Below are 25,928 nucleotides of genomic sequence, written 5' to 3'. Positions count from 1 at the left end.
TGGTGGGTGCGAACCGTTGGTTCGCATGCTCTCCTGCTCTGGTGGGTGCGAACCGTTGGTTCGCATGCTCTCCTGCTCTGGTGGGTGCGAACCGTTGGTTCGCATGCTCTCCTGCTCTGGTGGGTGCGAACCGTTGGTTCGCATGCTCTCCTGCTCTGGTGGGTGCGAACCGTTGGTTCGCACGCTCTCCGCAGCCGCAGGGGTTTCAACGCGCCCCGTCTTTCAACCGCTGCAGAATCGGCGCAAACAACGGCGACTGCAGCGAACGCGGTGGCTGCACCGCCTTGCCCTTCTCCAGCGCCTGCCAGTACGACCACGGCAGCGCCTTGTCGCCCAGTTCGTAATCCATGCCATCCCAGCCATCCTCGCGGAAGGCATAGAACGCCCAGTGCACCTGCTGCTGCTCGGCCACGGCCAGCACGTCACGCAGGTAGGCGCCGCAATCCGGCCAGCGGCGCATGCAGCCGAACTCACCGATCACCATCCGGTTGGCGCCGATGCCATGGGTCTTCGCCCAGTCCATCGGCTGCTGCAGGTAGCTGCGCACGCGCGACGCATCCCAGCGCTGCTTTCCCGCGCCGAACGGCACCACGGCCGGGTAGCGGTACGGCGTGGTGCGCTTCTGGTTGGGCGCACTGGTGGCCGCATAGGGCTCGTACATGTGCACGCTGTACAGCAGCTTCGTATCGTCCAGCGGCGCCGGCCAGTAATCGAAGGCATCGGCCGCTGCGTACCAGCCGGCATCGAGCATCAACGGCATGTCCGCATCCACCGCACGCACGCTGGCGATCAGCCCGCGGTACAGCACGCGCAGATCGCGCGGGCCGCCCTCCTCACCGGCATACCACTGCTTCATCGCCTCGCGCGGGGCGTGTTCGGCCAGCGCAGTGCCGTATTCCGGCGCCGGCTCGTTGATGAGGTTGTAGGCGGCCAGCGCAGGGTGGCCCTTCAACGCGGTGGCCAGGTCGCGCCAGAAGCGCTGCGCAGGCAGGTGGTTGTCCATCGACTGCCACAGCCGCTGGTCGACCACGTCATTGTTCTTCTGCTTCCAGCGCAGCAGGGGCAGCGACAGCGGCACCAGCACCACCTTCAGGCCCGAGGCATTGGCGTCATCCAGCGCACGCCGCAGGGTGGCGACGTCGGCCTGCACCAGCCCCTGGTAGTTGTCGGCATCGCCCATCAGGAAGTCGCGGCCGCCGGCACTTTTCCACTTGTCCGGGCTCAACCGCACCCAGGTCGCCCCGGTGTCCCGCAGTGCCTGGAAATAGGCACGGTCGGGCGGGTTTTCGTTGAAGCTGTTGCCGCCGCGCTGCGGCATATCCCAGAAGGTGATGTCGGCGGCGAACGCCGGGGCGGCGGTGGCGAGAGCCAGGCACAGCAGGGTGCGGCGGAGGAACATGCGGGTCTTCCATGAAGAGGAAGATCCAACGTGCGGGGCACAAACCGAATGCTGGCTGAGTGCCCGCGAGACAGCGCACGCCCGCCGGGCATGGCCCGGCGCTACCGACGCGCCCTGGTGGGTGCGAACCGCCCGCTCTGGTGGGTGCGAACCGTTGGTTCGCACGCTCTCGGTCAAAGCGCGTCCAGATCACCCAGCGCGCGGATCAACCGCCGCGCGCGCTTGTCCGGCTTGTGCTCCGGCGGCTGGAAACCATCGCGTGCGGCGATGCGCAGCGCGCGCTGTTCGGCACGGCGCGCCTTGGACGCCTCGCTTTCGGCATACAGCTGCTGCGCCACCGGCGCCGGGCCGCGCTGGTCGCTGATGCCCAGCACCTGCAGCTCGAAATGCTCTTCGCCGCGGTCCACCTGCAGCTGCTCGCCCACGCGCACCGCGCGCGAGGATTTCGGGCGCTGCCCGGCCACGGCCACCTTGCCGGTTTCAATGGCCTGCTTGGCCAGGCTGCGGGTCTTGTAGAAACGGGCCGCCCACAACCAGATATCCAGGCGGACACTGGGCGACAGCGGGGAAAGCTCGGACATCGGCAGGTACTACTCCGTGCGCTTGTTCAGGGGTCGCGGGTTGGCGGGGTCGCTGCGGCAGCCAGTGCCCCCCATCAACGTCGGCGTGCCCGCCAGGTCCTGGCGCTGGTTGCCGACCAGGCACTCAGCGCGGTCGGCGGGCCGCACCTGGGCATCACCCAGCCGGTCACCCGTCGAACATGCGGCCAGCGTGGCCACGATCAAGGCCCCCACGCAGTACCGCGCCAGCTGTTGTCGTTGATGCATTGCCACACCCCGCAAACCGGCTTGATGCTAGTGTGCGCCTCCCGGGAATCGATCACCAGCCCATGGCCAAAGCGCCACTCGACCTGACCTCCGGCCCCATCGGCCGCAACCTGCTGCTGTTCGCGCTGCCGATCCTGGCAGGCAACATCGCCCAGTCGCTGAACGGTTCGGTGAATGCGGTGTGGGTGGGGCGCTTCCTCGGCGAGGCAGCGCTGACCGCCACGGCCAACGCCAACAACATCATGTTCTTCCTGATCGGCTCGGTGTTCGGTTTCGGCATGGCCTCGACCATCCTGATCGGCCAGGCCATCGGCGCACGCGACATCGCCCAGGCCCGCCGCGTGGTCGGCACCAGTGCCACCTTCTTCATCGGCCTGTCGGTGATCATCGCCATCGCGGGCTGGTTCCTGGCCCACCCGCTGCTGGCCGCGATGGGCACGCCGGCCGCCTCGCTGCCGCTGGCCGAGGCCTACCTGCGCATCATCTTCCTGGCCATGCCGACGCTGTACGCGTTCGCCTTCCTCAGCGCCGCCCTGCGCGGTGCCGGTGATTCGCGCACGCCGTTCCGCTTCCTGCTGGTGTCGGTGCTGCTGGATATCGCGCTGAACCCGGTACTGATCTTCGGCCTCGGCCCGTTCCCGGCACTGGGCATCGCCGGCTCGGCCTGGGCGACGCTGGTGTCGCAGACGCTGTCATTGACCGGCCTGCTGCTGTACATGCGGCACAAGCGGCACACGCTGTGGCTGGGGCGTGCCGACACGCACCTGTTCAAGCTCGACCTGACCATCCTGCGCGCGCTGGTGGTCAAGGGCGTGCCGATGGGCCTGCAGATGGTGCTCATCTCGCTGTCGGTCATCCTGCTGATGACCATGGTCAACCAGTACGGCACGGCCACCGGTGCTGCCTATGGTGCGTCACTGCAGTTGTGGAACTACGTGCAGATGCCGGCGATGGCCATCGGTGCGGCGTGTTCGTCGATGGCGGCACAGAACGTCGGCGCGCAGCGCTGGGATCGTGTCCGCGGTACCGCGCGCCAGGGCATCCTGTTCAACTTCCTGCTGACCGGTGCACTGATCCTGCCGCTGGTGCTGCTGGACCAGTATTCGCTGGCGCTGTTCCTGCCGCAGGGCAGCGAATCGCTGCAGATCGCCCGCCACCTCAACCACATCGTGATCGGTTCGTTCCTGTTCTTCGGCGTCAGCTTCGTCATTTCCGGCGTGGTGCGCTCCACCGGTGCGGTCATTCCGCCGCTGCTGATCCTGGCCGCCTCGCTGTGGGGCGTGCGCGTGCCCTTCGCCGAGTTCCTGCAGCCGTACTGGGGCGCTGATGCGATCTGGTGGAGCTTCCCGGCCGGCTCGCTGGTGTCGATGCTGCTGTCGCTGGCGTATTACCGCTGGGGTGGCTGGCGCAAGGCGAAGATGATTACCCCGCCACCGGCAGAACACGTGGCCACGCCATCGGAAATCCCGGCCTGCCCACCGTCTCCGGTGGCGGATCCGGATGCCGTGGCCCGGTAGCGCCGGGCCACGCCCGGCGAGCGCAGCGGTTGCCAGACATCCGCCGGGCATGGCCCGGCGCTACCCGCCAGGCTGGCGTTGCACAGCTGCCAACCGGTAGTGCCGGCCGCTGGCCGGCAACATCGTGATTCATGGACGTGCTACGGGCGTTGCCGGCCAGCGGCCGGCACTACCGTTTCTTCTTGCCTGCGTTGTGCTTGGCGGCTGCACGCATCAGGGCCTTGAACGCTGTCGCATCGGGCATCGCGCCTTCATGGATGTCGATCGCGCGCCGGGTATTGCCTTCCAGGCTGGCGTTGAACAGCTGCTTCGGATCCGGCAGGGCCGCGCCATTGGCGAACGTCAGTTTCACCGCCTGCTTGTAGCTCTCGCCGGTGCAGAGGATGCCGTTGTGTTCCCACACCGGCGTACCCCGCCACTTCCAGGTCTCCTCCACGTCAGGCAGCGCTTCGTGGATCAGTGCGCGCACGCGGGCCAGCGCCTGGCCGCGCCAGTCGCCGAGTTCGGCGATGCGGGCATCGATCAGTTCGGAGGCCGGGCGCGTTTCTTCGAGGGTTTCCGGGGCTTTTCTGGGCATGTCAGCGCTCACGCGGATCAGCGGGAAAGGAAAACTAGAAGCGTACGCCCGGCAGCTCACGGACCTGCTGCAGCCAGTCCCGCAGTTGTGCCCGGTCCAGCACGCTGTCTTCGTACAGGTGCAGGTAACGGGTGGTGGCCTGCCGCGAGGGCTCGGGCGGCTCGGGCTTCAGCAGCGTGCCATGGAACAGCGCCACCTTGATGTAGCGGGTGCAGCAATGGAAGCTGAGGAACCAGCCCTGCCCTTCGGCAACGCCGTACATGGGCGAATTCCAGCGCACCGCCTTGTGCACGCCGGGCATGGCCTCGGTAATCAGCGCATCCAGCTGCTCGCCGAAAGCGCGTTTCCAGCCGGGCATGGCGGCGATGTAGGCCTGGACCGGAGCATCGCCCTCCCCCTTCGCGATCTGCGGATTGCCACCGGACAGCAGCTTCGGCGCAGCGGCGGCAGCTTGCTTGGTGGGCATCGCGCAGCGCTCCGTGGTCCGGGGTCAGCGGGTTGGCGCAGCCGGCAGGTCGCGCCACAACGGCAGGCCACGGCGCACGCGCATGACGCGCATCACGACGGCCATCAGCAGGCCGAAAAGCACGCCGGCCAGCAGCGCGCTGAACACCGCGCCCCCTGCCGGCATGTGGGTGTTGCGCCAGACCAGCAACCACATCAACACGCCCCAGCCCACGGTGAACCAGGTACCCATCAGCAGTGCGTTGGATGCCACGCTGGCCAGGATCGGCGGTGGCGCGTTGAAACCCATGCGCCACAACAGGCGATGCAGCGGCGGCGCCGAGTGCCGACGCTGCACGCCTGCGGCGTCGAGATGGCGCAGGGCAGCCTGCACCTTGGGCGGGTAACGCTGTTCGGCTGTGCTCATGCCGCGACCATAGCGCCGGCGGATGCACAAACGCAAACGGCCGCCCGAAGGCGGCCCTCGCGGCAACAACCGAAGTTGTTTATCAGGCCTTTTCGGCCAGACGTGCAGCCTTGGCGGCAGCAGCAGCAGCCAGATCTTCCTTGATGCGGGCAGCCTTGCCTTCCAGGCCACGCAGGTAGTACAGCTTGCCGGCGCGGACCTTACCACGACGCTTCACTTCGACCGAGTCGATGATGGCGCTGTGGGTCTGGAAGACGCGCTCGACGCCGTAGCCGTGCGAAATCTTGCGGACGGTGAACGAGGAGTTCAGGCCGCCGTTCTTGGTCGCGATGACAACGCCTTCATAGGCCTGCACGCGCTCGCGGGTACCTTCCTTCACCTTCACGTTGACGACAACGGTGTCGCCCTGGCTGAACTTCGGCAGTTCGCGGGTGATCTGGGCGGATTCGAATTCCGCGACGATGGACTTGTTCAGCTTGCTCATGGGTTACACCGATTCTTGTTCGGGTGGGCGTGTCGTGTCGACAACGTAGGCTCATGCAGTCACGGAACTGTGCTGCACGTTTGTTGTGGGTACTGCGCGCGCCAGCCGGGGCTGGCGGGAATTGGCCATGATAGCCGATAAAGCCAGCCCTGCGCTAGGGGCTGGCCTTCTGTTTCTGGGCCTGGCGGGCCTGGTCCAGCAGCTTGCGGTCGGCCTTGCCCAGCGCCTGTTCATCCAGCAGGTCCGGGCGCCGCTCGGCGGTCCGCAGCAGCGACTGCTGGCGGCGCCAGGCGGCGATGGCCGCGTGGTTGCCCGAGCGCAGCACATCCGGCACGTCACCCAGCGGGTGCTGGGCCGGCTGGCTGTAATGCGGGCAGTCGAGCAGGCCCAGTTCACCTTCGAAGCTGTCCTGGGCCGCCGATTCGGCGTCGTTCAGGGCACCTTCCTGCAGGCGGGCCACGGCATCGATGATGACCGCCGCACCCAGTTCACCACCGGACAGCACGTAATCGCCGAGGGAAATCTCCTCGTCGACGTTGGCTTCCAGGAAGCGCTCGTCGATGCCTTCGTAACGGCCGCAGAGCAGGATCATGCGCGGCAATGCCGCCAGTTCCCGCACCTTGGCCTGGGTCAGCGGCGCGCCCTGCGGGCTGAGGTAGATCACCCGCGCCGGGGTCGGGTCGGCGTCGCGGATCGCCTGCAGGCAGGCCTGCAAAGGCTCGATCAGCATCACCATGCCCGGGCCACCGCCGAACGGACGATCGTCCACCCGGCGGTAGTTGCCTTCGGCGTAATCACGGGGGTTCCAGCCGTGCAGGCTGAAAAGACCCTTGTCCTGCGCGCGCCCGACCACACCCAGCCCAGCGGACTGGGCGAGGAACTCGGGGAACAGGGTGATGACGTCGAACCGCATGCTCACACTCAGAACTCGGGATCCCAATCGACCACGACCAGGTTGGCCTCGAAGTCGACCGACTTGACGAAGTCCGGCTGCACGAACGGAATCATCCGCTCGCGGTCGCCACGGACCACGACCACATCATTGGCGCCGGTGCTGAACAGGTGCGAGACCTGGCCCAGGGCAACGCCCTCGGTGGTCTTCACATCCAGGCCTTCCAGGTCGACCCAGTAATACTCGTCGGGCTTCGGCGGCGGCAGCGCACTGCGGGCCACGTAGACCTCGGTGCCGTGCATGGCTTCGACGACATCGCGGTCCTCGACGCCGGGGAACCGGGCGACCAGGTGCTTGCCGCTGTCACGGCCCCGAGCGCCTTCAAGCGTCGATTCCTGCCCGTTGGGGCTGCGCAGGATCCACGGCTGGTAACGGAAAATGGCGGAACGAGGCTCGGTCCAGGACTCGAGCTTGATTTCGCCGCGCACACCAAAAGCGCCGACAACCCTGCCCAGCAGGATGCGGCGCTCGATATCTTTCATCTTCGTCAACCGAGAGGGCCACGCCGAAGCGTGGCCCTTCAGACTCAGGCCGCAGCGGCCTGGGACTTGGCCGCTTCCTTGATCAGGTTGCGGACCTTTTCGGTCGGCTGGGCGCCGTTCTTGACCCAATGGTCAACGCGGGCCAGGTCCAGCTCGATGCGCTTCTCGCCGCCCTGGGCGACCGGGTTGTAGAAACCAACGCGCTCGATGTTGCGGCCGTCGCGCGCGCTGCGCACGTCGGTCACGATGATGTGGTAGAACGGACGCTTCTTGGCGCCGCCGCGGGTCAGTCGAATCTTGACCATGGTGTTTTTCCTATTGCCCAGTCGCCAGGATGGCGAGGTAAGCGGGCGATTATAGCGGCAGAGCGCGGCCGAGCCAACCCCATGGCTGGCCCGCCTTCACGGTAGCGCCGGGCCGTGCCCGGCGGGGCACTCAGCCCAGGCGATCCCAACCCACGCCCGCCAGCACCGCCCTGCCCTGTTCAGCCAGCGCCTGCGACCCCGGCAGAACCTGCGCGTCGATGGCGTCCAGCGCCCACAGGCCACTGGCATTGCAGGCAAAGGCCGCCTTCACACCGGCCAGTTCGGCCAGCCGCAGCGGCTGCGTGGCCTGGGCACCCGGCCAGTGCCGCTGCAGCAGCGCCTCGGCCGTTCCGCGCAGGGCCGGGGCCTGCGGCCAGAGCAGGCGTTCACCGTCGTGCAGCGCCAGGTTCCAGGTGCTGCCCTCGCTGATTTCGCCTGCGGCCGACACGAACAGCACATCGTCGAAGCCCGCGGCCATCGCCGCCCGGCGCTCGGCAAACAGGCCGAACGTGCCCACATGCTTGATCTGCGGCAGTTCGCGCTGCCACGCCACGCTGCGCACCCGCTTCGGCGCGACCAGCGCCACCGGCGCGGACACCGCCACCAGTACGTCCACCGGCACGGCCGCCAGCGGATTGCGGAAATCGAAGTGGCGCGAATACACCGTCACCCGCAGCGAGGCATCGCCCTGCCCTGCCTGCTGCAGCGCCTGCGCCATCCACGCCTGCACCTGCACGACATCCAGCGCACTGCCGAACAGTTCAGACGTCGCCTGCGACAGCCGCGCCAGGTGCAGCGCCAGCCCCTGCACGGCGTGGCCACGCACCTGCATCGAGGTGAAGTGGCCATAGTTGACCAGGGCCGGCAGCAGATCCTCCACCTGCGCCGGCCGGCCATTGCAGAACACCGTCATCGCAGCAGGGCCTGCGCCTGTTGCCACATGCCGCGCAGCACATCGGCAGCCGGTTGCGCCGGTGCCATCCATGCCGACTGCCCTGCCCAGGCCTGCATCGCGGCCAGGCGGTTTTCCTGCGCCGCCTGCTTGCGCATCGGCGCGGTCAGGCCGCGCTGCACCGGATACGGGCGCGGCGCCGGAGCGCCCTCTGCGGCAGCGGCGCGCACATACGGCGTGGCCAGGCCACGACCGAGGCGGCCACTGAAGGCGCGGGTCGGCCAGATGTCTTCGGGTTCGCTCGCGGCCAGCCCGTCCGCCCACGCCGAAGCAATCGCCGCTTCCGGCGTGCGCAGGAAAGCGGTGCCGATCTGCACTGCGCTGGCGCCGAGGGTCAGTGCGGCCGCGATGCCGCGCCCATCGGCAATGCCACCGGCGGCAATCACCGGTATCTGCAGGTGGTCGGCCAGGCGGGGCAGCAGCGCGAACAGGCCTACCAGCTGGCGCTCGGCCAGGCTGGGATCAAACGCGCCACGATGGCCACCGGCTTCGGCGCCCTGCGCCACCACCGCGTCAGCACCCGCGTCCTGCGCAGCGCGCGCTTCGGCCAGCGTGGTCGCGCAGGCGATCCAGGCAATGCCGGCGTCCTTCAACTGCTGCACGTGGCGCGGCGACAGCACGCCCATGATGGTCGAGGCCACGGCCGGGCGCGCAGCCAGCAGCGCCGCGAACTGTTCGTCGAAATCGGCCGGAGTGGCGTCGGCGGCACTGGCAGGCACCTCCGGCCCCCACTGCGCGAGGAAGGCACGGCTGGCCGCTTCGGCAGTGACGTCACGGCCGGGCGACGGATCCGGCAGCCACAGGTTCACCTGTGCCGGGCCTGCGGACGCGGCGCGGAAATCGTCCATCCAGCGGCCGATATCGGCGGCCGGTGACAGCACCGCACCCATCGCGCCCATGCTGCCGGCATTGGCCAGCGCGGCCGACAGCGGCGCCGGACAGGCACCGGCCATCGGCGCCAGCAGGATCGGTACGGAAACGCCGAAGCGCTGGCAGAACGCCTCGGCGCGGGAAGTAACAGCAGACATCTGCATGGGGCCTATCGTTTCGGACAGGCCCCCATGGTGCGCGCATCAGAGGGGTAGAGTCGAGCTTGCTCGACTGTCGTGCGCCTGCCGCAGTCGAGCAAGCTCGACGCTACGGGCGCGCGGCTCAGCGTGCCGACACCGCGTAGGTGCGGACCAGCTGGCTGTCCATTTCCTCGTTGAACTGGAAGGTCACATAGCGCGCGTCGTCGGCCGCGAATTCCTCTTCGGCACTGGCACGACCGATCTCGGCACCCTCGCCGTCCAGCGCGCGTGCCACCAGCTTGCCCTTGAATGCCTTGTCAGCCACGACGTACACCGCCGCTTCCTTGGAGCCCATGCCACGGCTCTTGCCCAAGGTGACCGTGAGCCCGTGCGCGGCCAGGCCCGGATCGACCTGCAGCGTCACGTTCATCTTCTTGTCCACGCCTTCGCCCAGACCGGCCACGAAATCGGCGGCGGTGCCGCTGATGGCGCTGCCGGCCTTCTGCGACATCGAGGTGTCGTCCTTGCAGGCAACCAGCGCCAAGGCCAGCGCCATCACCATGATCGACTTGTTCATCAGCATTCCCTTGTCAGATGCAGTACGTAGTCAATCAATACAGCCAAGGCGACGCAAGTGCCGATTCCGACACCCGCCCCGCCCTCCGGCATCAACGGAACGGCAGGCCGCGGCCGCCCATGGCACCCATCATGCCCTTCATGCTGCGCATCATGCCCTTCATGCCACCGCCGGCCATCTTGCTCATCATCTTCTCCATCTGCATGTACTGCTTCATGAGCTTGTTGACGTCGGCCGGGGTCACGCCCGAGCCCCTGGCGATGCGCGCGCGGCGCGAGCCGTTGAGCAGGTTCGGGTTGCGCCGCTCCTTCTTGGTCATCGAGCTGATGATGGCGATCATGCGCGGCACTTCCTTGCCCTGGCTGACCTGCTGCTTCAGGTGCTCGGGGATGTTGCCCAGGCCCGGCAGCTTGTCCATCAGGCCGCCGATGCCGCCCATGTTCTGCATCTGCTCGAGCTGGTCGCGCATGTCGTTCAGGTCGAACTTCTTGCCCTTGGCCACCTTCTCGGCCAGCTTGGCGGCCTTGTCCTTGTCGACCTGCTGCTCGACCTGCTCGACCAGCGACAGCACGTCGCCCATGTCCAGAATGCGGCTGGCGATACGGTCCGGGTGGAACACGTCCAGGCCTTCCGGCTTTTCGCTGACACCGACGAACTTGATCGGCTTGCCGGTGATGTAGCGCACGCTCAGCGCGGCACCGCCACGGGCGTCACCGTCGGTCTTGGTCAGCACCACGCCGGTCAGCGGCAGCGCATCGCCGAAGGCCTTGGCGGTGTTGGCCGCGTCCTGGCCGGTCATGGCGTCGACCACGAACAGGGTTTCAGCCGGGTTGACCGCTGCGTGCAGGGCCTTGATCTCGGCCATCATCGCTTCGTCGATGGCCAAGCGGCCGGCGGTATCGACCAGCAGCACGTCGACGAACGACCTGCGTGCATCGTCGATGGCCGCGCGCACGATGGCTTCCGGCTTCTGGTCGGCGCTGGACGGGAAGAACAGCACGCCGACCTGCTCGGCCAGGGTCTTCAGCTGCTCGATCGCGGCCGGACGGTAGACGTCGGCCGAGACCACCATCACCTTCTTCTTGCGCTTTTCCTTCAGGTGCTTGGCCAGCTTGCCCACCGTGGTGGTCTTGCCGGCGCCCTGCAGGCCTGCCATCAGGATGATGGCCGGGGCGGGAACATTGAGGTTCAGGTCGCTGGCTTCGGCGCCCATCACCGCGGTCAGCTCGTCGCGCACGACCTTGATGAGGGCCTGGCCCGGGGTCAGCGACTTCAGCACTTCCTGGCCGACCGCACGCACCTTGATGCGCTCGATCAGGGCCTGCACCACCGGCAGCGCGACGTCGGCCTCGAGCAGCGCGATGCGCACTTCGCGGGTTGCCTCGCGGATGTTCTCCTCGGTCAGGCGGCCACGGCCACGCAGGCGCTCGATGGTGCCGGAAAGGCGCTGGGTCAGGGACTCGAACATGCGGCGCAACCTGTCTGAAAGCGGGGGACAATAAGGCATACAGTATAGCGGGTCCGTCCACCCTGCCGGGCTGCGACCACGGGGCCGTCGCCAGCATCCCGGGGGTATGCGAAACTGCAACGATGTTAATCGTTCTCATCGCCGCCCTGCTCTATCTGGCCGCCAGCGCCCTGCTGGTGCGTGCGCTTGGCCGCGATGGTGCCGTCGGCTCGCCCGCCTGGCTGTGGCCCGCACTGCCGGCCATGCTGCTGCACGGCGGTTACCACGTGCTGGTGGCGATGCGCACGACCGGCGGCCCGGACATGCATTTCTTCGCCGCGCTGTCGCTGGTCGGCCTGGGCATGGCCTGGCTGACCTCGCTGGTGGGCGCGCGCGGGCGCATGTCGGCGCTGGGCGTGGTGGTGTTCCCGCTGGCGGCGCTGCTGCTGGCGGTCTACCACGGCTATGGCCACGAACCGAGCAAGCTGCTGGGCTGGCGCCTGGCCAGCCACGCCTGGCTGGCCCTGCTGGCCTACGCCACGCTGAGCATCGCCGCCCTGCTGGCGATCATGCTGTGGCTGCAGGAACGTGCGCTGCGCCGCCGTGAATTCCGCCCGTGGCTGCGTGCGCTGCCGCCGCTGGCCGACCTGGAAGCACTGCTGTTCCGGGTCATCACCGTGGGCTTCGCCCTGCTCACCCTCACCCTGGTCACCGGCGTGCTGTTCGTCGATGACCTGCTGGCGCAGAAGCTGGTGCACAAGACCGTGCTCAGCGTGCTGTCGTGGATCGTGTTCGGCGTGCTGCTGATCGGCCGCCGCCGCTACGGCTGGCGCGGGGTGAAGGCGGTGCACTGGACGCTGTCGGCGATGCTGTTGCTGCTGCTGGCGTTCTTCGGCAGCCAGTTCGTGATCGAACTGGTGTTCGGGCATACGCGGTAAAGGCGTACCGACCGACAGGCTGGGCGTGTAGAGCCGAGCCCATGCTCGGCTGCTTTGCCGCGTGAGCCGAGCATGGGCTCGGCTCTACATCAATCCGCCGGATGCGGCAGCCCCATGGGCCATCGGCGCTGCCCGGCCAGCGGCCGGCACTACCTTCAGGGCACGGGCTGGGCGAGGATCTTCCGCACCGACTGGCCGCCGTTGGTGATCACGTCGTCCACCTGCCAGCAGCCCTTGCCGTGGCGGACCATCGGCAGGCGGGTGAGGTGGGCGCTCTTCCACACCGAGTAGCTCAGCGTGACCTCGCCGGCCGTGGCCGAGACGGGCTTCCAGCCGTAGCGCACGGCGCTGTCGATCTCGCCGTCCTGGCCATCCAGCCAGGGGTCCGAATCGATCGTGCAGATGCCCTCCTCGCGCACCTGGCAGGCACGCTCCTCGCGCAGCGCCTTGGCGAAGGCCGGGCTGACCAGGGCCGCCGGCGCGTCCAGCACGCGGCCGTCGTCACCGGAGGTGGCCTCGAAGAACGCACGGGCCACGCCCGCTGCATCCTCGCAGGCCGGTGCAGCGTACGCGGCCGGCGCCAGCAGCAGGCTGGCGATCATCAACATCCGTGTGTTCCGCATGGTTCTCTCCTTGAAGTGGGGACGCCGGGCATGGCCCGGCGCTACCGGAATTGCTGGGGACGCCGGGCATGGCCCGGCGCTACCGGAATTGCTGGGGACGCCGGGCATGGCCCGGCGCTACCGCATTTGCGCTGGGTTGCCGGCCAGCGGCCGGCACTACCTTTAGAGGCCGTACCGCTCGATCACATCCAGGTGCGGCTGCCGTTCCTGGTCACAGGCTTCAGCCAGGCGCAGCCAGCACTGCGGGTGCGACCAGCCGGCGGTGGACTGCTGCAGGTAGCGATGCAGCGCCAGCGGCGCATGCCCCTGCGGCTGGGCCACGGTGAACAGCAGGCCCGGCAAGGTGCCCTCCTCCGCATCCGGATCGGTCACGGTGTAGTCGGGGCGGCTGTGCGCCCAGACCTGCCAGCCCTGCGCTTCGGCGCCTTCCACGAACGCATTCCAGGCCTCCTCGCCCGGGTGCGCGCCGTCGACCAGCCAGCTGCGCTCGAAGCCGCCGCGCTCCAGAACGTGCACCTGCGCATAGGTCGGAATGAAGTGCTGACGCTGCTCTTCTTCCTCCGGCGCCGGATGCACCAGCGCGGCATCGAACACCACCCAGTCGCCCACCTGCTGGGCACGGTTGGCCGGTGCGTTCTCGACGATGCGCGCGGTCACCGGGCCGGTGCGTCGCGCGTAGTACTCCATCGGCTCGCCCTGTTCCAGGCTGCGGATGATCACCCAGCCCCACGGTTCCTCGACCACGCCGTCCTGGCTGGTCAGCTCCATGCCAATGGCAGCAGCCGAGCGGCGCACCGCCTCCCAGTCGCCTGCGGCACTGGCCGCGCTCATGTGGTCCCAGTGCGCGGCGTTGGCATCTTCCAGCGTCTCCACCAGCTGCGCGTAGCAGGCCTGTGCATCGGTGAAGCGGCCGGTTTCCATGTACATGCGGGCCAGCGTGCCACGTGCACCGTGCGAACCCGGCGACAGCGCCAGCAGCGCCTGCGCGGCCTGCTCCAGCGCAGGCCAGTCGGACACGCGGCGTGCGCGCTGCACCTCGCACCAGTGCGCGAACACCGGCACGCTGCCGCGATACGTGTCAGCCAGGCGGCGCAGGCCATCGTCGTCGCCCTGCTCGGTCAGCCAGCGCATCAGGGTGTAGGCCGCCGCACCATCTTCATGGGCATGGGCACGCACGAAGTCCCACAGCAGCGCGCGCGCCTCGGCCTGCGCACCACAGGCATTGAGCGCCGATGCGGCCACCTCGGCCAGCGCTTCGTCGTCGGGGCACTGCGCGTGCGCCTGCAGCAGCCACTGCGCCTCGCGCTCGGGATCGCGCGACTGGTCCTGCTCGCCGCGCGCTTCCAGCCAGGCCAGCAGTTCGGTCGCCGGCACCGGCAGCGGTTCCACGTCGGGCAGTGCGTCGATGCGTGCGGCCAGGCCGGCCACGCGCTCGCTGGCACCCCGATCCTGGCGCAGCTGCGCCAGATGGGTACGGGCCAGGCCGAGCTGGCGCTGTGCCACCCAGCGCGCGCCGCGCTGCAGGGCCAGTTCCAGGCTCAGTGCCGCCAGCTCGATCACCAGGCGGTGCGCGCCGACGCTGGCGAAGTGCTCGATGATGGTGTTGAAACGCGTGCCCAGGTTCCAGGTGTTGCGGGCCGGGTCGCGGCTGCACAGCAGCGCCACCGTCGTGGCCCACAGCCGCCAGGTGTTCGGGGTCAGTTCGCTCCACGGCACCAGCTGCTGCAGCGCCTCTTCGTCGCGGCCCAGCTGGGCCAGCGCCCAGGCGCGCGACAGGCGGCGCGGCACCGTGCAGTTGGCCGGTTCGTATTCGCCGGCGGCGGCCACTTCGGCTTCGCGCTGCTCGATCAGCACCATCGCCTCCTCGGCGCGGCCGCTGGCCAGCAGGATCTTGATCTGCATTTCCGGGAAGCTGTCGAACACTTCCTTGCCGCGCGCTTCCACCGCATCAGCCTGCACCTTCAGATAATCCAGTGCATCCTGCGCACGGCCGTCATCGAGCAGGGCATCGGCCTTTTCGCAGCTCAGGCACTGGAAGCAGGCCCAGGTCGGATCGATGCGCGCCAGCGTTTCATCGCACACTTCGATGCGCTCGGGCACCCAGCCCGGGCCGTCGATGTTGCCGTAGCAGGCGGCCAGGTCCTGGGTCACGCAGATCGACTGCGGGCACTCCAGGGTGTCTTCGCGGTGCGCGCGCTCGAACAGCGAGACGGCTTCGCCCAGTGCGCTCTCGCCTTCGACGCGGTTGCCCACGCGATTGCGCAGGGCCCAGTGGCCGACATAGACGTCGACCCAGGGGTTGTCCAGCGCCTTGCCCAGCGCACGCGCCTCGGGCAGCAGCGCATCGACGCGGTCGACCTGCAGTTCACTGACTTCGTCGGCAAGGCGGGTCAGCAGGTGCGCGTTCTGCGCCTGGCCTGCCTGGCGCAGGTCTTCCTGCAGCTTTTCGACCCAGTTCCAGATATCCATGGGGGTTGGTGCTCCTGTCTAGCGTGAGGCTGGATGAGAGAAAGTGTGTGGAATGCTCAGCGCAGCATCTGCTGCAGGGCCGCGGCGATTTCGCTGAAGGCGCCATTGAGGTCCGGGCCGGGCGTTGCGGCGCCACGGGCCAGCGGGCGCCCCTGGGCAGAGACGATGATCTTCAGCGAGCGCAGCAGGCGCGCGGCCGCCGGCGCCTGCGCATGCCCCTCGCGCTGTGCCTGCAGCAAGGCCTGCACGGCCGGGTTGTCGAGGTTGAGGTACAGCCGCGACGGTGCGCGCGACTCGATGCGGGCGGTGAACTGGCGGGCCAGCCGCAATGCCGCCATCGACACGCGCTTGTCGTTCTCGTCATCCTCCAGGCGCTGCTTCAGTTCGGCCTCGCGGTCGGGCACGACCACCACCGGCAGTGCTTCGGGGCTGAAACGCGCCGGCAACAGCTGCTCACCATCGCCCAGGTGTTCGCCCAGCCATGCCAGCTGCGCGGCATCCAAGCTGTCATCGGCGCGGAACAGCGCGCGGTTGCCCTGCTCGGTGCCCAGTTCAACAAGGCGCAGGCCCTTCGCCTGGGTCCAGCGGCGCAGGAACGGCACCACCGCATAGCGGTGGCCGTGCGCGACCGGCACGCCCATCGCACGGAACAGCATTTCCTCGAAGCCGCCGCCGTTGTCGAGGATCACATGCACGGCGCCGCGCGACGGCAGCGCGCTGGCCGGCAGGTCACCCTGCGAGGTCGGCACGCGCACGTGCTCCAGCAGCAGCTCGAACAGGCGCTCATCGCACAGCGCCGCACCGAGCAGTGCTTCGTTGTGGCGAGCCAGCACGCGTCGCCAGGCTTCGGGCTGCTGCCGCGCGACCTCGGCCAGGCCGTCGATCAGCGCTTCCAGCAGCGCATGCTGCACGGCGCGGTACTGGTCGTCGCGCTGCAGGTCCTCGCGGCTGGCGGTCGGGGTCAGGCGCGAGGACTCGATCACCCCGCCGATGAAGCCCGCCCACGGCGGCAGCAGGTCACGCGCATCGTCATCCAGCAGCATGCCGCGCACGAACACGGACAGGTTGCGGTTGTCGCTGGTGCCGTAGGTCGCGCCATCCTGCACCCACAGCATGCCGGTGGCATCGCTGTCGGCGTCGGCGCGCAGCGGCAGGGTCACGATGGGTTCGAAGTCATGCTCGAACCGCGCAGCGAACTGCAGTGCCTGGCGGCGCGCCTGCACCGGATGCAGTGCCACGTCGCCCTGCCCGCGCCACGGCGGCGGCTCGGGGTTGAGGGCTTCGGCGGCCGCACCGATGAAGATCGGTTCGGACAGCAGCGCGCAGTACCGGCCCAGCACCTCGTACAGGCGCGCCTCGTTGGCCAGCGGCAGGAAATCCGGGTGCAGTTCCAGCTCCACTTCCGTGCCGACGGCGCGCGCCGGCACTTCGCTCACCGTGTACTGCTCGGCGTTGCTGGACACATACAGGTGGCCCAGCTCCGGGGTCTGGTAGGACGTGGTGCGCACGCTCACCCGGCGCGCCAGCACGAAGGCCGAGAGGAAGCCCAGGCCGAACATGCCGATCAGGCCGTCCTGGTCATCACCGCCCTGGCGCAGGCCACGGGTGTAGCCGACACCGACGGTTGCCAGGTAATCGTGGATTTCCTGGCGGGTCAGGCCGGCACCGGTATCGATGATGCGCAGCACGCCGGCGGCGGCATCCACCCGCACCTCAATACGCGAAGGCAGCTCGATGCCCGGCTGTTCAAGGCGGCGGCGGATGATCGAATCGTGCGCGTTCTGCACCAGCTCGCGCAGGGCCACCATCGGGGTGGAATACAGGTGCTTGCCCAGCACCGTCATCAGTCCATTGAGATCGACCCCTGCGCGACGGATTTCGGCGGCGGGGGTGCTGAGCGTCGGGTCCTGCATGAAATCGGTTACTCCTTGCCACACAAGGCGCCACGGGGCGCCGTCGTCGAGCGGGAAAACTAGCACAGTGAAGCTGACCGTTACTGCATCGGAAGCGTGTAGAGCCGAGCCCATGCTCGGCTGCCGTTGGCCCTTTGTAGAGCCGAGCCCATGCTCGGCTGCCGTTGGCGGAAAAGCAGCCGAGCATGGGCTCGGCTCTACAGGACAGTTGTCACGCTGCGTCGATGGCCTCGGACAGGCGCTCGACCGCGATCACTTCCATGCCCTTCACCGTGCCGCCCTTGGGCGCATTGGCCTTGGGCACGATGGCGCGCTTGAAGCCATGGGTGGCGGCCTCGCGCAGGCGGTCTTCGCCATTGGGTACCGGGCGGATCTCGCCGGACAGGCCGACCTCGCCGAAGGCAATCGTCTTCTCCGCCAGCGGCCGGTCCTGCAGCGACGACAGTACGGCCAGCAGTACCGGCAGATCGGCGGCCGTCTCCTGCACGCGGATGCCACCCACGACATTGACGAACACGTCCTGGTCGCCCACCAGCACGCCGCCATGACGGTGCAGCACCGCCAGCAACATGGCCAGTCGGTTCTGTTCCAGGCCGACTGCGACACGGCGCGGGTTGGACAGCGGCGAGGCATCGACCAGCGCCTGCACTTCCACCAGCAGCGGCCGCGTGCCCTCGCGGGTGACCATCACGCAGCTGCCTGGCTGATGGGTACTGGCACCGGACAGGAAAATGGCCGACGGGTTGGAGACTTCCTTCAGGCCCTTGTCGCCCATGGCGAACACGCCCAGTTCGTTGACCGCGCCGAAGCGGTTCTTGAACGCACGCAGCAGGCGGAAGCGGCTGCCGCTCTCGCCTTCGAAATACAGCACGGCGTCGACCATGTGTTCGAGCACGCGCGGGCCGGCGATGCCGCCTTCCTTGGTCACGTGGCCGACCAGGAACACGGCAGTGCCGGTTTCCTTGGCAAAGCGCACCAGCCGCGCGGCACTCTCGCGTACCTGGCTGACCGAGCCGGGGGCGGCGGTGAGGGTTTCGGTCCACAGCGTCTGCACCGAGTCGGCCACGATCAGCCGCGGCCCGGCCTTGGACGCATGCTGCAGGATCGACTCGACGCCGGTCTCGGCCAGCGCGTTCACACCGTCCAGCGGCAGTTCCAGCCGGTGCGCACGCCCGGCCACCTGGGCCAGCGACTCTTCGCCGGTGACATACAGCACCGGCAGCACGGCCGCCATCTTGGCCACCGCCTGCAGCAGCAGGGTGGATTTGCCGATGCCCGGGTCGCCGCCGACCAGCACCACCGCGCCTTCGACCAGGCCGCCGCCCAGGACGCGGTCGAACTCACCGATGCCGGTGCTGACCCGGCGGTGCTCGGTCTGCTCGACATCCTTCAGCGCGGTGATCTTCGGCGGATCGATCTTGCCGGCCCAGCCGGCCCGGCGCGACGCAGGCGCCTTGGCCGCCGCCGCGCTCTCCAGCACGATTTCCGACAGTGAATTCCAGGCGTTGCACTCGGTGCACTGGCCCTGCCACTTGCTGTACTCGGCGCCGCATTCGTTGCAGACGTAGGCAGTGAGGCGGGCTTTGGCCATGGGGCAGGGCTTCGGTGCGGGGAGGTGAAGGAGGATAGCCGAGGCCAGTCGCAGGCGCTGCGACCTCGGGCATGAGGGCGGCCCGGTCATGACATTCTCGAATATGAGATGAACATCACACTTTAATGCTCTAAGGTTGCGCTCCACGCAGCCGCTATAGTCCGCGCCGCCGCGCCCCCTCCACGCCCCCCGAAGGACCCTCAATGACTGGCACCTACAGCCAGAGTCTGGTTGTTTTTTCGCTGCTGGTCGCCATCCTGGCGTCCTATACCGCCCTGGACATGGCCGGGCGCCTGGCCACGACCGGGGGCCGGGTGGCGCGCTGGTGGCTGGCCGGCGGCGCCACGGCCATGGGCCTGGGCATCTGGTCCATGCACTTCGTGGGCATGCTGGCGTTCAACCTGCCGATCCCCATCGGCTTCGACCTGGCCATCACCCTGTACTCGCTGGCGGTGTCGGTCTGCGCCTCGGCCTACGCTCTGTGGCTGGTCTCGCGCCCGCAGCTGCCGCGCCGCCGCCTGCTGGCCGGTGCAGTGCTGATGGGGCTGGGCATCGCCACCATGCACTACCTGGGCATGGCCGCGATGCGCATGCAGCCGGGCATCAATTACGACCCGCTGTGGTTTGCCGCCTCGATCCTGATCGCCATCGGTGCCGCGGGTGCGGCGCTGTGGATCGCCTTCCGCCTGCGCAAGGAGGGCGAGCGCACCCTGCGCCTGCGCCTGCTGGCCTCGCTGGTGATGGGCCTGGCCATCGTCGGCATGCACTACACCGGCATGGCCGCCGCCCGCTTCCCCGATGGCAGCCTCTGTGGCGCCGTGATCGACGGCGGCATCGACAGCCGCTGGCTGGCGATACTGGTCATCGTCACCACCCTGGGCACCATCGGCATCGCGCTGGTCGCCTCGCTGTTCGACCGGCAGATGCGCGAGCGCACCGGCCTGCTGGCCGAATCGCTGGAAAAGGCCAACGACAAGCTGCTGCAGGCGGCCCTGCATGACCCGCTGACCCAGCTGCCCAACCGCATGCTGCTGCAGGATCGCATCGAGCAGTCCATCGAGAAGGCACGCCGCCGCAACCACGGCCTGGCGGTGATGTTCTGCGATCTGGACGGCTTCAAGGCGGTCAACGATGCCTATGGCCACCAGCTGGGCGACCGCCTGCTGGTGCGCATGAGCGAGCGGGTCAGCGGCCTGCTGCGCCCGCAGGACACCTTCGCCCGGCTGGGCGGCGACGAGTTCGTGATCGTGCTGGCCGTGGATGAGCCGGACGATGCGGTGGTGGTGGCCGAGCGCATCATCGCGGCGGTGGCCGAGCCGTTCCTGATCGACGCCGCCGAGCTGCAGGTCAGCGCCAGCCTCGGCATCGCCCTGTACCCCGACGACGGCGCCACCGAACGCGAACTGATGGCACACGCCGACGCGGCGATGTACCACACCAAGGATGCCGGCCGGAACGGCTATACGTTCTTCACCCCGTCGATGCAGGTCAGCGCCAACCGCCAGCTGCGGCTGCTGCAGGACCTGCGCCGCGCCGCCGACCGGGGCGAGCTGCGCCTGCACTACCAGCCCAAGTTCGTCGCCGCCGGCACGCCTGCCGTGGGCGCCGAAGCGCTGCTGCGCTGGCAGCACCCGGAGTTGGGCATGCTGGCACCGGATGTGTTCATCCCCATCGCCGAGCGCAGCGGGCTGATCCTGCCGATCGGCGACTGGGTGCTGGACCAGGCCTGCGCGCAGCTGCGCAGCTGGCACGATTCGGGCCACCCGGAATGGACGATGGCAGTGAACCTGTCGCCGCTGCAGTTCTCCTCGCCCTCGCTGGTGGACAACGTGCGCGACGTGCTGGCGCGCCATGCGATCGCGCCGGAACGGCTGACCCTGGAGATCACCGAAACCACGGCGATGAAGGACGTGGAAGCCAGCCTGGCCATCCTCAACGACCTCACCGCGATGGGCGTGCACATCTCCATCGATGATTTCGGTACGGGCTATTCCAGCCTGTTGTACCTGAAGCGCATGCCGGCGACCGAGCTGAAGATCGATCGCGCGTTCGTGCGCGACCTGGAGCAGAACGCCGAAGACGCGGCAATCGTGTCGTCGATCGTGGCGCTGGGGCGCTCGCTGCAGCTGCAGGTGGTGGCCGAGGGCGTGGAGACGCGCGAGCAGCAGGAGTACCTGAGCGGGCTGGGCTGTGACCAGTTGCAGGGGTACCACCTGGGCCGGCCGATGGATCCGGACGAGTTCCTGCGCAAGGTGGGGTGACGCGGGGGAAGTAGCCGGGGTCGGATCCCTTTCCGCAGGAAAGGGCTCTGACCCCAGATGCATCCACGCATGGCGTGGATCTACTGCTGCCGGCCAGCGGCCGGCACTACCGCAGATGGCCGGGGTCGGATCCCTTTCCGCAGGAAAGGGCTCTGACCCCAAGCGCATCCACGCATGGCGTGGATCTACTGCCGCCGGGCATGGCCCGGCGCTACCAGCGCTCGCCCCAACCCGTTTCGCCGGGCCATGCCCGGCGAAGCGCACACCCGCCATCCCCCGGTAGCGCCGGGCCATGCCCGGCGAAGCGCGCGATTGCCGGCCAGCGGCCGGCGCTACCAACGCACGCACCAACCGGTAGCGCCGGGCCATGCCCGGCGAACGCACGGGACGCCCCACCCCACGCAAACAAAAAGGCCGCCCCGAAGGGCGGCCTTTTCGCGTGTGGCAACGTCGCGAAGACGTCAGTGCATCATGTGCACGTTCATGTTGTGCATGACCCACAGGGTGCCGATCACGATGATGCCGATCACCACGACGGTGAAGGCAGCAGCGTTGACGTTCCAGCGGCTTTCCGAAGACCGGTCCAGGTGCAGGAAGAACACCAGGTGGACCAGCATCTGCAGCACCGCGGTGACCGCGATGACCACACCGCTGACAGTGCGCGAGAAGTCGCCGGACATCACCACCCAGAACGGGATGACGGTCAGCACCACCGCCAGCACGAAGCCGATCAGGTAGGACTTGACGCTGCCGTGGCTCTCGCCACCGGCTGCGTGGTCGTGTGCATGGTTGTCATGTGCCATTACAGCGCTCCATTGAGGTAGACGACGGAGAACACGCCGATCCAGATGAGATCCAGGAAGTGCCAGAACAGGCTCAGGCACGCCATGCGGGTCTTGTTGGTCGGGGTCAGGCCGTACTTCTTCAGCTGCACGAACATCACCAGCAGCCACAGCAGGCCGGCGCTGACGTGCAGGCCGTGGGTACCGACCAGGGCGAAGAACGCCGACAGGAAGGCACTGCGGTCCGGACCATAGCCCTGATGGATCAGGTGATGGAATTCATAGACTTCCATGCACATGAAGCCGAAGCCCAGCAGCCAGGTGACGGCCAGCCACAGGAACATCTGGCCGACCTGCTTGCGGTGCATGGCAATCATGCCCAGGCCGAAGGTCAGCGACGAGGTCAGCAGCAGCGCGGTTTCCCACGCCACGAACGGCAGCTCGAACAGGTCCTTCGGACCCGGGCCACCGTCGGTGCCGCCAGCCAGCACCACGTAGGTGGCGAACAGCGAGGCGAAGATGAGGCAGTCGCTCATCAGGTACACCCAGAAACCGAAGACGGTGTTGCCGCCGGTGTCGTGGTGCTCGTGGTCGTCATGGCCATGGGCCGCCGCTTGCGCGGCGTGCCCGTGGCTCAGGGTCGAGGTATTGGTGCTCATGCCTTCAGCTCCGACTTCACCAGGCCCTGGGATTCCAGGTGCTTGCGGTGTTCGTTCTCGATGCGTTCCACCTCGGCGGCCGGGACCCAGTAGTCCACGTCCTGGTCGAAGGTGCGGTAGATGAACGTGGCGATCATGCCGACGAAGCCAATGATGGCCAGCCACCAGATGTGCCAGATCATCGCGAAACCGAACACCAGGCTGAAGGCGCCGATCACCACGCCCGTGCCGGTGTTGCGCGGCATGTGGATGTCGGTGTACTTGGCCGGCTTCGGCCAGGCTTCACCACGCTGCTTGCGCTCCCAGAAATCGTCCAGTTCGGTGACTTCCGGCAGGGTGCCGAAGTTGTAGAAGGCCGGCGGCGAAGAGGTTTCCCACTCCAGCGTACGGGCATCCCACGGGTCGCCGGTCAGGTCGGCGGTCTTCTTGCGGTCGCGGATGGACACGGCCACCTGGATGATCTGGCACAGGATGCCGGCACCCACGATGAAGGCGCCCACGGCGGCAACCAGCAGGAACGGCTCGTAGGCCGGGTTGACGGTGCTCTGCAGGCGACGGGTCATGCCCATGAAGCCCAGCACGTACATCGGCATGAAGGTCACGTAGAAGCCGATGAACCAGCACCAGAACGCGCACTTGCCCCAGAACTCGTTCAGGCGGAAGCCGAACATCTTCGGCCACCAGTAGGTGATGCCGGCGAACATGCCGAACACCACGCCGCCGATGATGACGTTGTGGAAGTGGGCGATCAGGAACAGGCTGTTGTGCAGCACGAAGTCGATGGCCGGGATCGCCAGCATCACGCCGGTCATGCCGCCGATGGTGAAGGTGACCATGAAGCCGATGGTCCACAGCACGGGCGTGGTGAACTGCACGCGACCGCGGAACATGGTGAACAGCCAGTTGAAGATCTTCACGCCGGTGGGGATCGAGATGATCATCGTCGTGATGCCGAAGAAGGCATTGACGTTGGCACCCGAGCCCATGGTGAAGAAGTGGTGCAGCCACACGATGAACGACAGCACGCCGATGCAGGCGGTGGCGTAGACCATGCCCTTGTAGCCGAACAGCGCCTTGCGCGAGAAGGTCGCGATGACTTCGGAGAACACGCCGAAGGCCGGCAGGACCAGGATATAGACTTCCGGGTGGCCCCAGATCCAGATCAGGTTGATGTACAGCATGGCGTTGCCGCCACCATCATTGGTGAAGAAGTGCGTACCCAGGTAACGGTCCAGGGTCAGCAGCACCAGGGTGATGGTCAGCACCGGGAAGGCAGCGACGATCAGCACGTTGGTCACCAGGGCAGTCCAGGTGAACACCGGCATCTGCATCAGCTTCATGCTCGGGGTGCGCATCTTCAGGATGGTAATGAAGAAGTTGATACCACTCAGGGTGGTACCCAGGCCCGCGACCTGTAGGCCCCATATGTAGTAGTCCATACCTACATTGTTGCTGTACTCGATACCCGACAATGGTGGGAAGGCCAGCCAGCCGGTGGCGGCGAATTCACCGATCCACAGCGACAGCATGATCAGCACCGCGCCGGACACGAACAGCCAGAAGCTGAGCGAGTTGACGAACGGGAACGCGACGTCGCGCGCACCGATCTGCAGCGGTACGGCCAGGTTCATCAGGCCGGTGATCAGCGGCATCGCCACGAAGAAGATCATGATCACGCCGTGGGCGGTGAAGATCTGGTCGTAGTGGTGCGGCGGCAGGTAACCCTCGGACCCGCCGACGGCGATGGCCTGCTGGGTACGCATCATGATGGCGTCGGAGAAACCGCGCAGCAGCATGACGAAGGCGACGATGAGGTACATCACGCCGATCTTCTTGTGGTCCACCGAAGTGAACCACTCTTTCCACAGATAGCCCCACAGCTTGAACTTGGTGATCAGGGCCATGACGCCCAGGCCACCCAGCACCGCGCCGACCAGGGTGGTCAGCACGATCGGATCGTGGGGGATCGACTCAAGAGAGAGTTTTCCCAGCATGTTCATTCTCCCGAACCCATGTGGCCTTCATGGCCAGCGTGTTCGTGTTCTTCGGTGGCGTCCAGGTTCTTCCCGGATTCCTTGGAGTCATGCGCGTCCATCGGGGCGTGCCCCTCGTGCGCTTCATGGCTGGCCGCATCTGCCGCAGCAGCACCCGCGTGGGAATGCTTCATGCCGTAGTGCCTGTTGTCACCCATGTGCTTGGCGAGGACCCAGTTGAACAGGCCTTCTTCCACGGTGCCGTAGTAGGTGACCGGGTACCACTCGGAGTTCTTCGCTTCGCCCAGGGCCTTGAAGGTGGCCTTGTCGAGCGTTTCCGTGCCGGCGCGGACCTGGTCCAGCCACTGGCGGTATTCGGCATCGGTGACCGAATACGCGGTGAAATGCATCTTGGCGAAGCCCAGGCCGCTGTAGTGCGAGGACATGCCCGGGAATTCACCGGTTTCGTTGGCGATCAGGTGGAGCTTGGTCTCCATCGCCGCCATCGAATAGATCATGCTGCCCAGGTGCGGGATGAAGAACGCATTCATCACCGTGTCGGACGTGATCTTGAAGTTCAGCGGGGTGTTGACCGGGAACTTGATCTCGTTGACGACCGCAACCTTCTCTTCCGGATAGATGAACAGCCACTTCCAGTCCAGCGAGATCGCCTCGATGGTGACCGGCTTGACGTCCGACTCCAGCGGCTTGTACGGGTCAAGCGCGTGCGAGGACCGCCAGGTCAGCACCGCCAGGACCAGCACGATCATGCAGGGGATCGACCACACCACCACCTCGATCGCCGTCGAGTGGGACCACTTCGGCTCGTAGCGGGCCTTGGTGTTGGAGGCGCGATACTTCCACGCGAAGGTCAGGGTCATGATGATGACCGGGATGACGACCAGCAGCATGAGCACGGTAGCCGTGATCAGCAGGGTCTTCTCATCCTGGCCGATCTGGCCCTTCGGACTGAGGATGGCCACTGCATCGCAACCGGTGAGCATCACCAGCAACGACAGCAGCAGGCCCGGGCGCAACCAGCGCCCAAGGGTTTTCAACGGAATCATCGGTCGATCCAATTGCGAGGGAATGCCGTTCCCCGTCCTGCCCGCTCCGGCCAAAGCCGGTCCCGCCTGCGGTTGAGACAGGCAGTGAGGTGGGGTCGAGTCAGCCTTTCAATTTTAGGCCGTCACGCAACATTTAAGAAGGGCATTGACAATGATCCAGCGCAGGAAGTGGCCGGATATCGCTGCGACACGTTGTCGCACCGGGTGCGCAGGGGGCGGGGATGCCGGAATCGGCAAAGCCCGATGAACGCA

The 25,928-nt window shown here is 67.3% G+C and carries 25 protein-coding genes; 3 read left to right on the top strand and 22 right to left on the bottom strand.

Features of this window, described 5'->3' with window-relative positions:
- Positions 1-205: 205 nt before the first annotated feature.
- The 3 genes from QMZ26_RS08940 to QMZ26_RS08930 all read right to left on the bottom strand — a co-directional run bounded on the left by QMZ26_RS08940 (position 206) and on the right by QMZ26_RS08930 (position 2,226).
- Complete coding sequence (locus QMZ26_RS08940; RefSeq protein ID WP_283221234.1) at positions 206-1,399, bottom strand: cellulase family glycosylhydrolase; 1,194 nt, start codon at positions 1,397-1,399, stop codon at positions 206-208.
- A gap of 173 nt (positions 1,400-1,572) precedes the next feature.
- On the bottom strand, positions 1,573-1,980 hold the full coding sequence (locus QMZ26_RS08935; protein ID WP_108768217.1) for an RNA-binding S4 domain-containing protein: 408 nt from the start codon (positions 1,978-1,980) through the stop codon (positions 1,573-1,575).
- Positions 1,981-1,989: 9 nt separating this feature from the next.
- Positions 1,990-2,226, bottom strand: a complete 237-nt coding sequence (locus tag QMZ26_RS08930) for a hypothetical protein (protein ID WP_283221233.1) — start codon at positions 2,224-2,226, stop codon at positions 1,990-1,992.
- 62 nt (positions 2,227-2,288) lie between these two features.
- On the opposite strand from QMZ26_RS08930, the gene QMZ26_RS08925 reads away from it, so the two are divergent.
- Positions 2,289-3,743, top strand: a complete 1,455-nt coding sequence (locus tag QMZ26_RS08925) for an MATE family efflux transporter (RefSeq protein WP_283221232.1) — start codon at positions 2,289-2,291, stop codon at positions 3,741-3,743.
- Positions 3,744-3,912: 169 nt separating this feature from the next.
- Here QMZ26_RS08925 and QMZ26_RS08920 read toward each other — a convergent pair whose 3' ends face one another.
- From QMZ26_RS08920 to ffh, 11 genes are all read right to left on the bottom strand, one after another.
- Positions 3,913-4,320 (bottom strand): DUF1801 domain-containing protein, encoded by a 408-nt coding sequence (locus QMZ26_RS08920; RefSeq protein ID WP_283221231.1) that lies wholly within the window; start codon positions 4,318-4,320, stop codon positions 3,913-3,915.
- Between the two features lie 34 nt (positions 4,321-4,354).
- A complete protein-coding gene (locus tag QMZ26_RS08915; protein WP_283221230.1) occupies positions 4,355-4,786 on the bottom strand; it encodes a DUF1801 domain-containing protein in 432 nt (143 codons plus the stop codon).
- Between the two features lie 24 nt (positions 4,787-4,810).
- Positions 4,811-5,191 carry a DUF6404 family protein gene (locus tag QMZ26_RS08910; protein WP_283221229.1) on the bottom strand — a complete coding sequence of 127 codons (381 nt, stop codon included), beginning with the start codon at positions 5,189-5,191 and terminating at the stop codon, positions 4,811-4,813.
- A gap of 82 nt (positions 5,192-5,273) precedes the next feature.
- Complete coding sequence (gene rplS, locus QMZ26_RS08905) at positions 5,274-5,675, bottom strand: 50S ribosomal protein L19 (RefSeq protein WP_079221128.1); 402 nt, start codon at positions 5,673-5,675, stop codon at positions 5,274-5,276.
- A gap of 154 nt (positions 5,676-5,829) precedes the next feature.
- A complete protein-coding gene (gene trmD / locus QMZ26_RS08900; RefSeq protein WP_283221228.1) occupies positions 5,830-6,588 on the bottom strand; it encodes a tRNA (guanosine(37)-N1)-methyltransferase TrmD in 759 nt (252 codons plus the stop codon).
- An 8-nt stretch (positions 6,589-6,596) separates the two neighbouring features.
- Positions 6,597-7,109: a ribosome maturation factor RimM gene (gene rimM, locus QMZ26_RS08895; protein WP_116863964.1), complete on the bottom strand. Its 513-nt coding sequence runs from the start codon at positions 7,107-7,109 to the stop codon at positions 6,597-6,599.
- Positions 7,110-7,153: 44 nt separating this feature from the next.
- Entirely contained in the window at positions 7,154-7,414 is a 261-nt protein-coding gene (rpsP, locus tag QMZ26_RS08890; RefSeq protein WP_004149033.1) for a 30S ribosomal protein S16, read from the bottom strand.
- A 130-nt stretch (positions 7,415-7,544) separates the two neighbouring features.
- A complete protein-coding gene (locus QMZ26_RS08885) occupies positions 7,545-8,327 on the bottom strand; it encodes an aminotransferase class IV family protein (RefSeq protein WP_283221227.1) in 783 nt (260 codons plus the stop codon).
- Positions 8,324-9,400, bottom strand: coding sequence for a nitronate monooxygenase (locus QMZ26_RS08880; protein WP_283221226.1), 1,077 nt, complete (start codon positions 9,398-9,400; stop codon positions 8,324-8,326). The genes QMZ26_RS08885 and QMZ26_RS08880 overlap by 4 nt, the downstream gene beginning before the upstream one ends.
- Positions 9,401-9,518: 118 nt before the next feature.
- On the bottom strand, positions 9,519-9,953 hold the full coding sequence (locus QMZ26_RS08875; RefSeq protein WP_152027057.1) for a hypothetical protein: 435 nt from the start codon (positions 9,951-9,953) through the stop codon (positions 9,519-9,521).
- Positions 9,954-10,044: 91 nt separating this feature from the next.
- Positions 10,045-11,421 (bottom strand): signal recognition particle protein, encoded by a 1,377-nt coding sequence (gene ffh, locus QMZ26_RS08870; protein WP_283221225.1) that lies wholly within the window; start codon positions 11,419-11,421, stop codon positions 10,045-10,047.
- 122 nt (positions 11,422-11,543) lie between these two features.
- Here ffh and ccsA point away from each other — a divergent pair, with 122 nt between their 5' ends.
- Entirely contained in the window at positions 11,544-12,338 is a 795-nt protein-coding gene (gene ccsA, locus QMZ26_RS08865) for a cytochrome c biogenesis protein CcsA (RefSeq protein WP_283221224.1), read from the top strand.
- 155 nt (positions 12,339-12,493) lie between these two features.
- On the opposite strand, the gene QMZ26_RS08860 is transcribed toward ccsA, so the two are convergent.
- The 4 genes from QMZ26_RS08860 to radA form a co-directional block, all read right to left on the bottom strand.
- Entirely contained in the window at positions 12,494-12,961 is a 468-nt protein-coding gene (locus QMZ26_RS08860; RefSeq protein WP_283221223.1) for a hypothetical protein, read from the bottom strand.
- Positions 12,962-13,123: 162 nt separating this feature from the next.
- Positions 13,124-15,430 (bottom strand): tetratricopeptide repeat protein, encoded by a 2,307-nt coding sequence (locus QMZ26_RS08855; protein WP_283221222.1) that lies wholly within the window; start codon positions 15,428-15,430, stop codon positions 13,124-13,126.
- A gap of 56 nt (positions 15,431-15,486) precedes the next feature.
- Complete coding sequence (locus QMZ26_RS08850; RefSeq protein ID WP_283221221.1) at positions 15,487-17,343, bottom strand: ATP-binding protein; 1,857 nt, start codon at positions 17,341-17,343, stop codon at positions 15,487-15,489.
- 211 nt (positions 17,344-17,554) lie between these two features.
- Positions 17,555-18,934 carry a DNA repair protein RadA gene (gene radA / locus QMZ26_RS08845; protein WP_079221118.1) on the bottom strand — a complete coding sequence of 460 codons (1,380 nt, stop codon included), beginning with the start codon at positions 18,932-18,934 and terminating at the stop codon, positions 17,555-17,557.
- A gap of 203 nt (positions 18,935-19,137) precedes the next feature.
- Between radA and QMZ26_RS08840 the strand changes: the two genes are divergently transcribed.
- A complete protein-coding gene (locus tag QMZ26_RS08840; protein ID WP_283221220.1) occupies positions 19,138-21,195 on the top strand; it encodes an EAL domain-containing protein in 2,058 nt (685 codons plus the stop codon).
- A 461-nt stretch (positions 21,196-21,656) separates the two neighbouring features.
- Here the strand turns inward: QMZ26_RS08840 and cyoD are convergent, their stop codons facing one another.
- From cyoD to cyoA, 4 genes are read right to left on the bottom strand one after another with little or no spacing between them, the layout of a single operon-like run.
- Complete coding sequence (gene cyoD, locus QMZ26_RS08835) at positions 21,657-21,998, bottom strand: cytochrome o ubiquinol oxidase subunit IV (RefSeq protein ID WP_079221116.1); 342 nt, start codon at positions 21,996-21,998, stop codon at positions 21,657-21,659.
- Positions 21,998-22,636 carry a cytochrome o ubiquinol oxidase subunit III gene (gene cyoC / locus QMZ26_RS08830; protein WP_108760122.1) on the bottom strand — a complete coding sequence of 213 codons (639 nt, stop codon included), beginning with the start codon at positions 22,634-22,636 and terminating at the stop codon, positions 21,998-22,000. The genes cyoD and cyoC overlap by 1 nt, the downstream gene beginning before the upstream one ends.
- Complete coding sequence (gene cyoB, locus QMZ26_RS08825; RefSeq protein ID WP_283221219.1) at positions 22,633-24,630, bottom strand: cytochrome o ubiquinol oxidase subunit I; 1,998 nt, start codon at positions 24,628-24,630, stop codon at positions 22,633-22,635. Before cyoB ends, cyoC begins: the two co-directional genes overlap by 4 nt.
- Positions 24,631-24,632: 2 nt before the next feature.
- Positions 24,633-25,676 (bottom strand): ubiquinol oxidase subunit II, encoded by a 1,044-nt coding sequence (gene cyoA, locus QMZ26_RS08820; RefSeq protein ID WP_200733924.1) that lies wholly within the window; start codon positions 25,674-25,676, stop codon positions 24,633-24,635.
- Positions 25,677-25,928: the final 252 nt, after the last annotated feature.

The sequence above is a fragment of the Stenotrophomonas sp. PFBMAA-4 genome (assembly GCF_030053215.1).
GTDB lineage: Bacteria > Pseudomonadota > Gammaproteobacteria > Xanthomonadales > Xanthomonadaceae > Stenotrophomonas.
Note: the sequence above shows the minus strand (reverse complement) of the source record. Positions and strands in the feature narration are given on the sequence as shown.

What these genes read in the sequence shown, in the direction of transcription:
- QMZ26_RS08940 (WP_283221234.1), bottom strand. Translation starts at nt 1,399, where the DNA reads ATGTTCCTCCGCCGCACCCTGCTGTGCCTGGCTCTCGCCACCGCCGCC.
- QMZ26_RS08935 (WP_108768217.1), bottom strand. Translation starts at nt 1,980, where the DNA reads ATGTCCGAGCTTTCCCCGCTGTCGCCCAGTGTCCGCCTGGATATCTGG.
- QMZ26_RS08930 (WP_283221233.1), bottom strand. Translation starts at nt 2,226, where the DNA reads ATGCATCAACGACAACAGCTGGCGCGGTACTGCGTGGGGGCCTTGATC.
- QMZ26_RS08925 (WP_283221232.1), top strand. Translation starts at nt 2,289, where the DNA reads ATGGCCAAAGCGCCACTCGACCTGACCTCCGGCCCCATCGGCCGCAAC.
- QMZ26_RS08920 (WP_283221231.1), bottom strand. Translation starts at nt 4,320, where the DNA reads ATGCCCAGAAAAGCCCCGGAAACCCTCGAAGAAACGCGCCCGGCCTCC.
- QMZ26_RS08915 (WP_283221230.1), bottom strand. Translation starts at nt 4,786, where the DNA reads ATGCCCACCAAGCAAGCTGCCGCCGCTGCGCCGAAGCTGCTGTCCGGT.
- QMZ26_RS08910 (WP_283221229.1), bottom strand. Translation starts at nt 5,191, where the DNA reads ATGAGCACAGCCGAACAGCGTTACCCGCCCAAGGTGCAGGCTGCCCTG.
- rplS (WP_079221128.1), bottom strand. Translation starts at nt 5,675, where the DNA reads ATGAGCAAGCTGAACAAGTCCATCGTCGCGGAATTCGAATCCGCCCAG.
- trmD (WP_283221228.1), bottom strand. Translation starts at nt 6,588, where the DNA reads ATGCGGTTCGACGTCATCACCCTGTTCCCCGAGTTCCTCGCCCAGTCC.
- rimM (WP_116863964.1), bottom strand. Translation starts at nt 7,109, where the DNA reads ATGAAAGATATCGAGCGCCGCATCCTGCTGGGCAGGGTTGTCGGCGCT.
- rpsP (WP_004149033.1), bottom strand. Translation starts at nt 7,414, where the DNA reads ATGGTCAAGATTCGACTGACCCGCGGCGGCGCCAAGAAGCGTCCGTTC.
- QMZ26_RS08885 (WP_283221227.1), bottom strand. Translation starts at nt 8,327, where the DNA reads ATGACGGTGTTCTGCAATGGCCGGCCGGCGCAGGTGGAGGATCTGCTG.
- QMZ26_RS08880 (WP_283221226.1), bottom strand. Translation starts at nt 9,400, where the DNA reads ATGCAGATGTCTGCTGTTACTTCCCGCGCCGAGGCGTTCTGCCAGCGC.
- QMZ26_RS08875 (WP_152027057.1), bottom strand. Translation starts at nt 9,953, where the DNA reads ATGAACAAGTCGATCATGGTGATGGCGCTGGCCTTGGCGCTGGTTGCC.
- ffh (WP_283221225.1), bottom strand. Translation starts at nt 11,421, where the DNA reads ATGTTCGAGTCCCTGACCCAGCGCCTTTCCGGCACCATCGAGCGCCTG.
- ccsA (WP_283221224.1), top strand. Translation starts at nt 11,544, where the DNA reads ATGTTAATCGTTCTCATCGCCGCCCTGCTCTATCTGGCCGCCAGCGCC.
- QMZ26_RS08860 (WP_283221223.1), bottom strand. Translation starts at nt 12,961, where the DNA reads ATGCGGAACACACGGATGTTGATGATCGCCAGCCTGCTGCTGGCGCCG.
- QMZ26_RS08855 (WP_283221222.1), bottom strand. Translation starts at nt 15,430, where the DNA reads ATGGATATCTGGAACTGGGTCGAAAAGCTGCAGGAAGACCTGCGCCAG.
- QMZ26_RS08850 (WP_283221221.1), bottom strand. Translation starts at nt 17,343, where the DNA reads ATGCAGGACCCGACGCTCAGCACCCCCGCCGCCGAAATCCGTCGCGCA.
- radA (WP_079221118.1), bottom strand. Translation starts at nt 18,934, where the DNA reads ATGGCCAAAGCCCGCCTCACTGCCTACGTCTGCAACGAATGCGGCGCC.
- QMZ26_RS08840 (WP_283221220.1), top strand. Translation starts at nt 19,138, where the DNA reads ATGACTGGCACCTACAGCCAGAGTCTGGTTGTTTTTTCGCTGCTGGTC.
- cyoD (WP_079221116.1), bottom strand. Translation starts at nt 21,998, where the DNA reads ATGGCACATGACAACCATGCACACGACCACGCAGCCGGTGGCGAGAGC.
- cyoC (WP_108760122.1), bottom strand. Translation starts at nt 22,636, where the DNA reads ATGAGCACCAATACCTCGACCCTGAGCCACGGGCACGCCGCGCAAGCG.
- cyoB (WP_283221219.1), bottom strand. Translation starts at nt 24,630, where the DNA reads ATGCTGGGAAAACTCTCTCTTGAGTCGATCCCCCACGATCCGATCGTG.
- cyoA (WP_200733924.1), bottom strand. Translation starts at nt 25,676, where the DNA reads ATGATTCCGTTGAAAACCCTTGGGCGCTGGTTGCGCCCGGGCCTGCTG.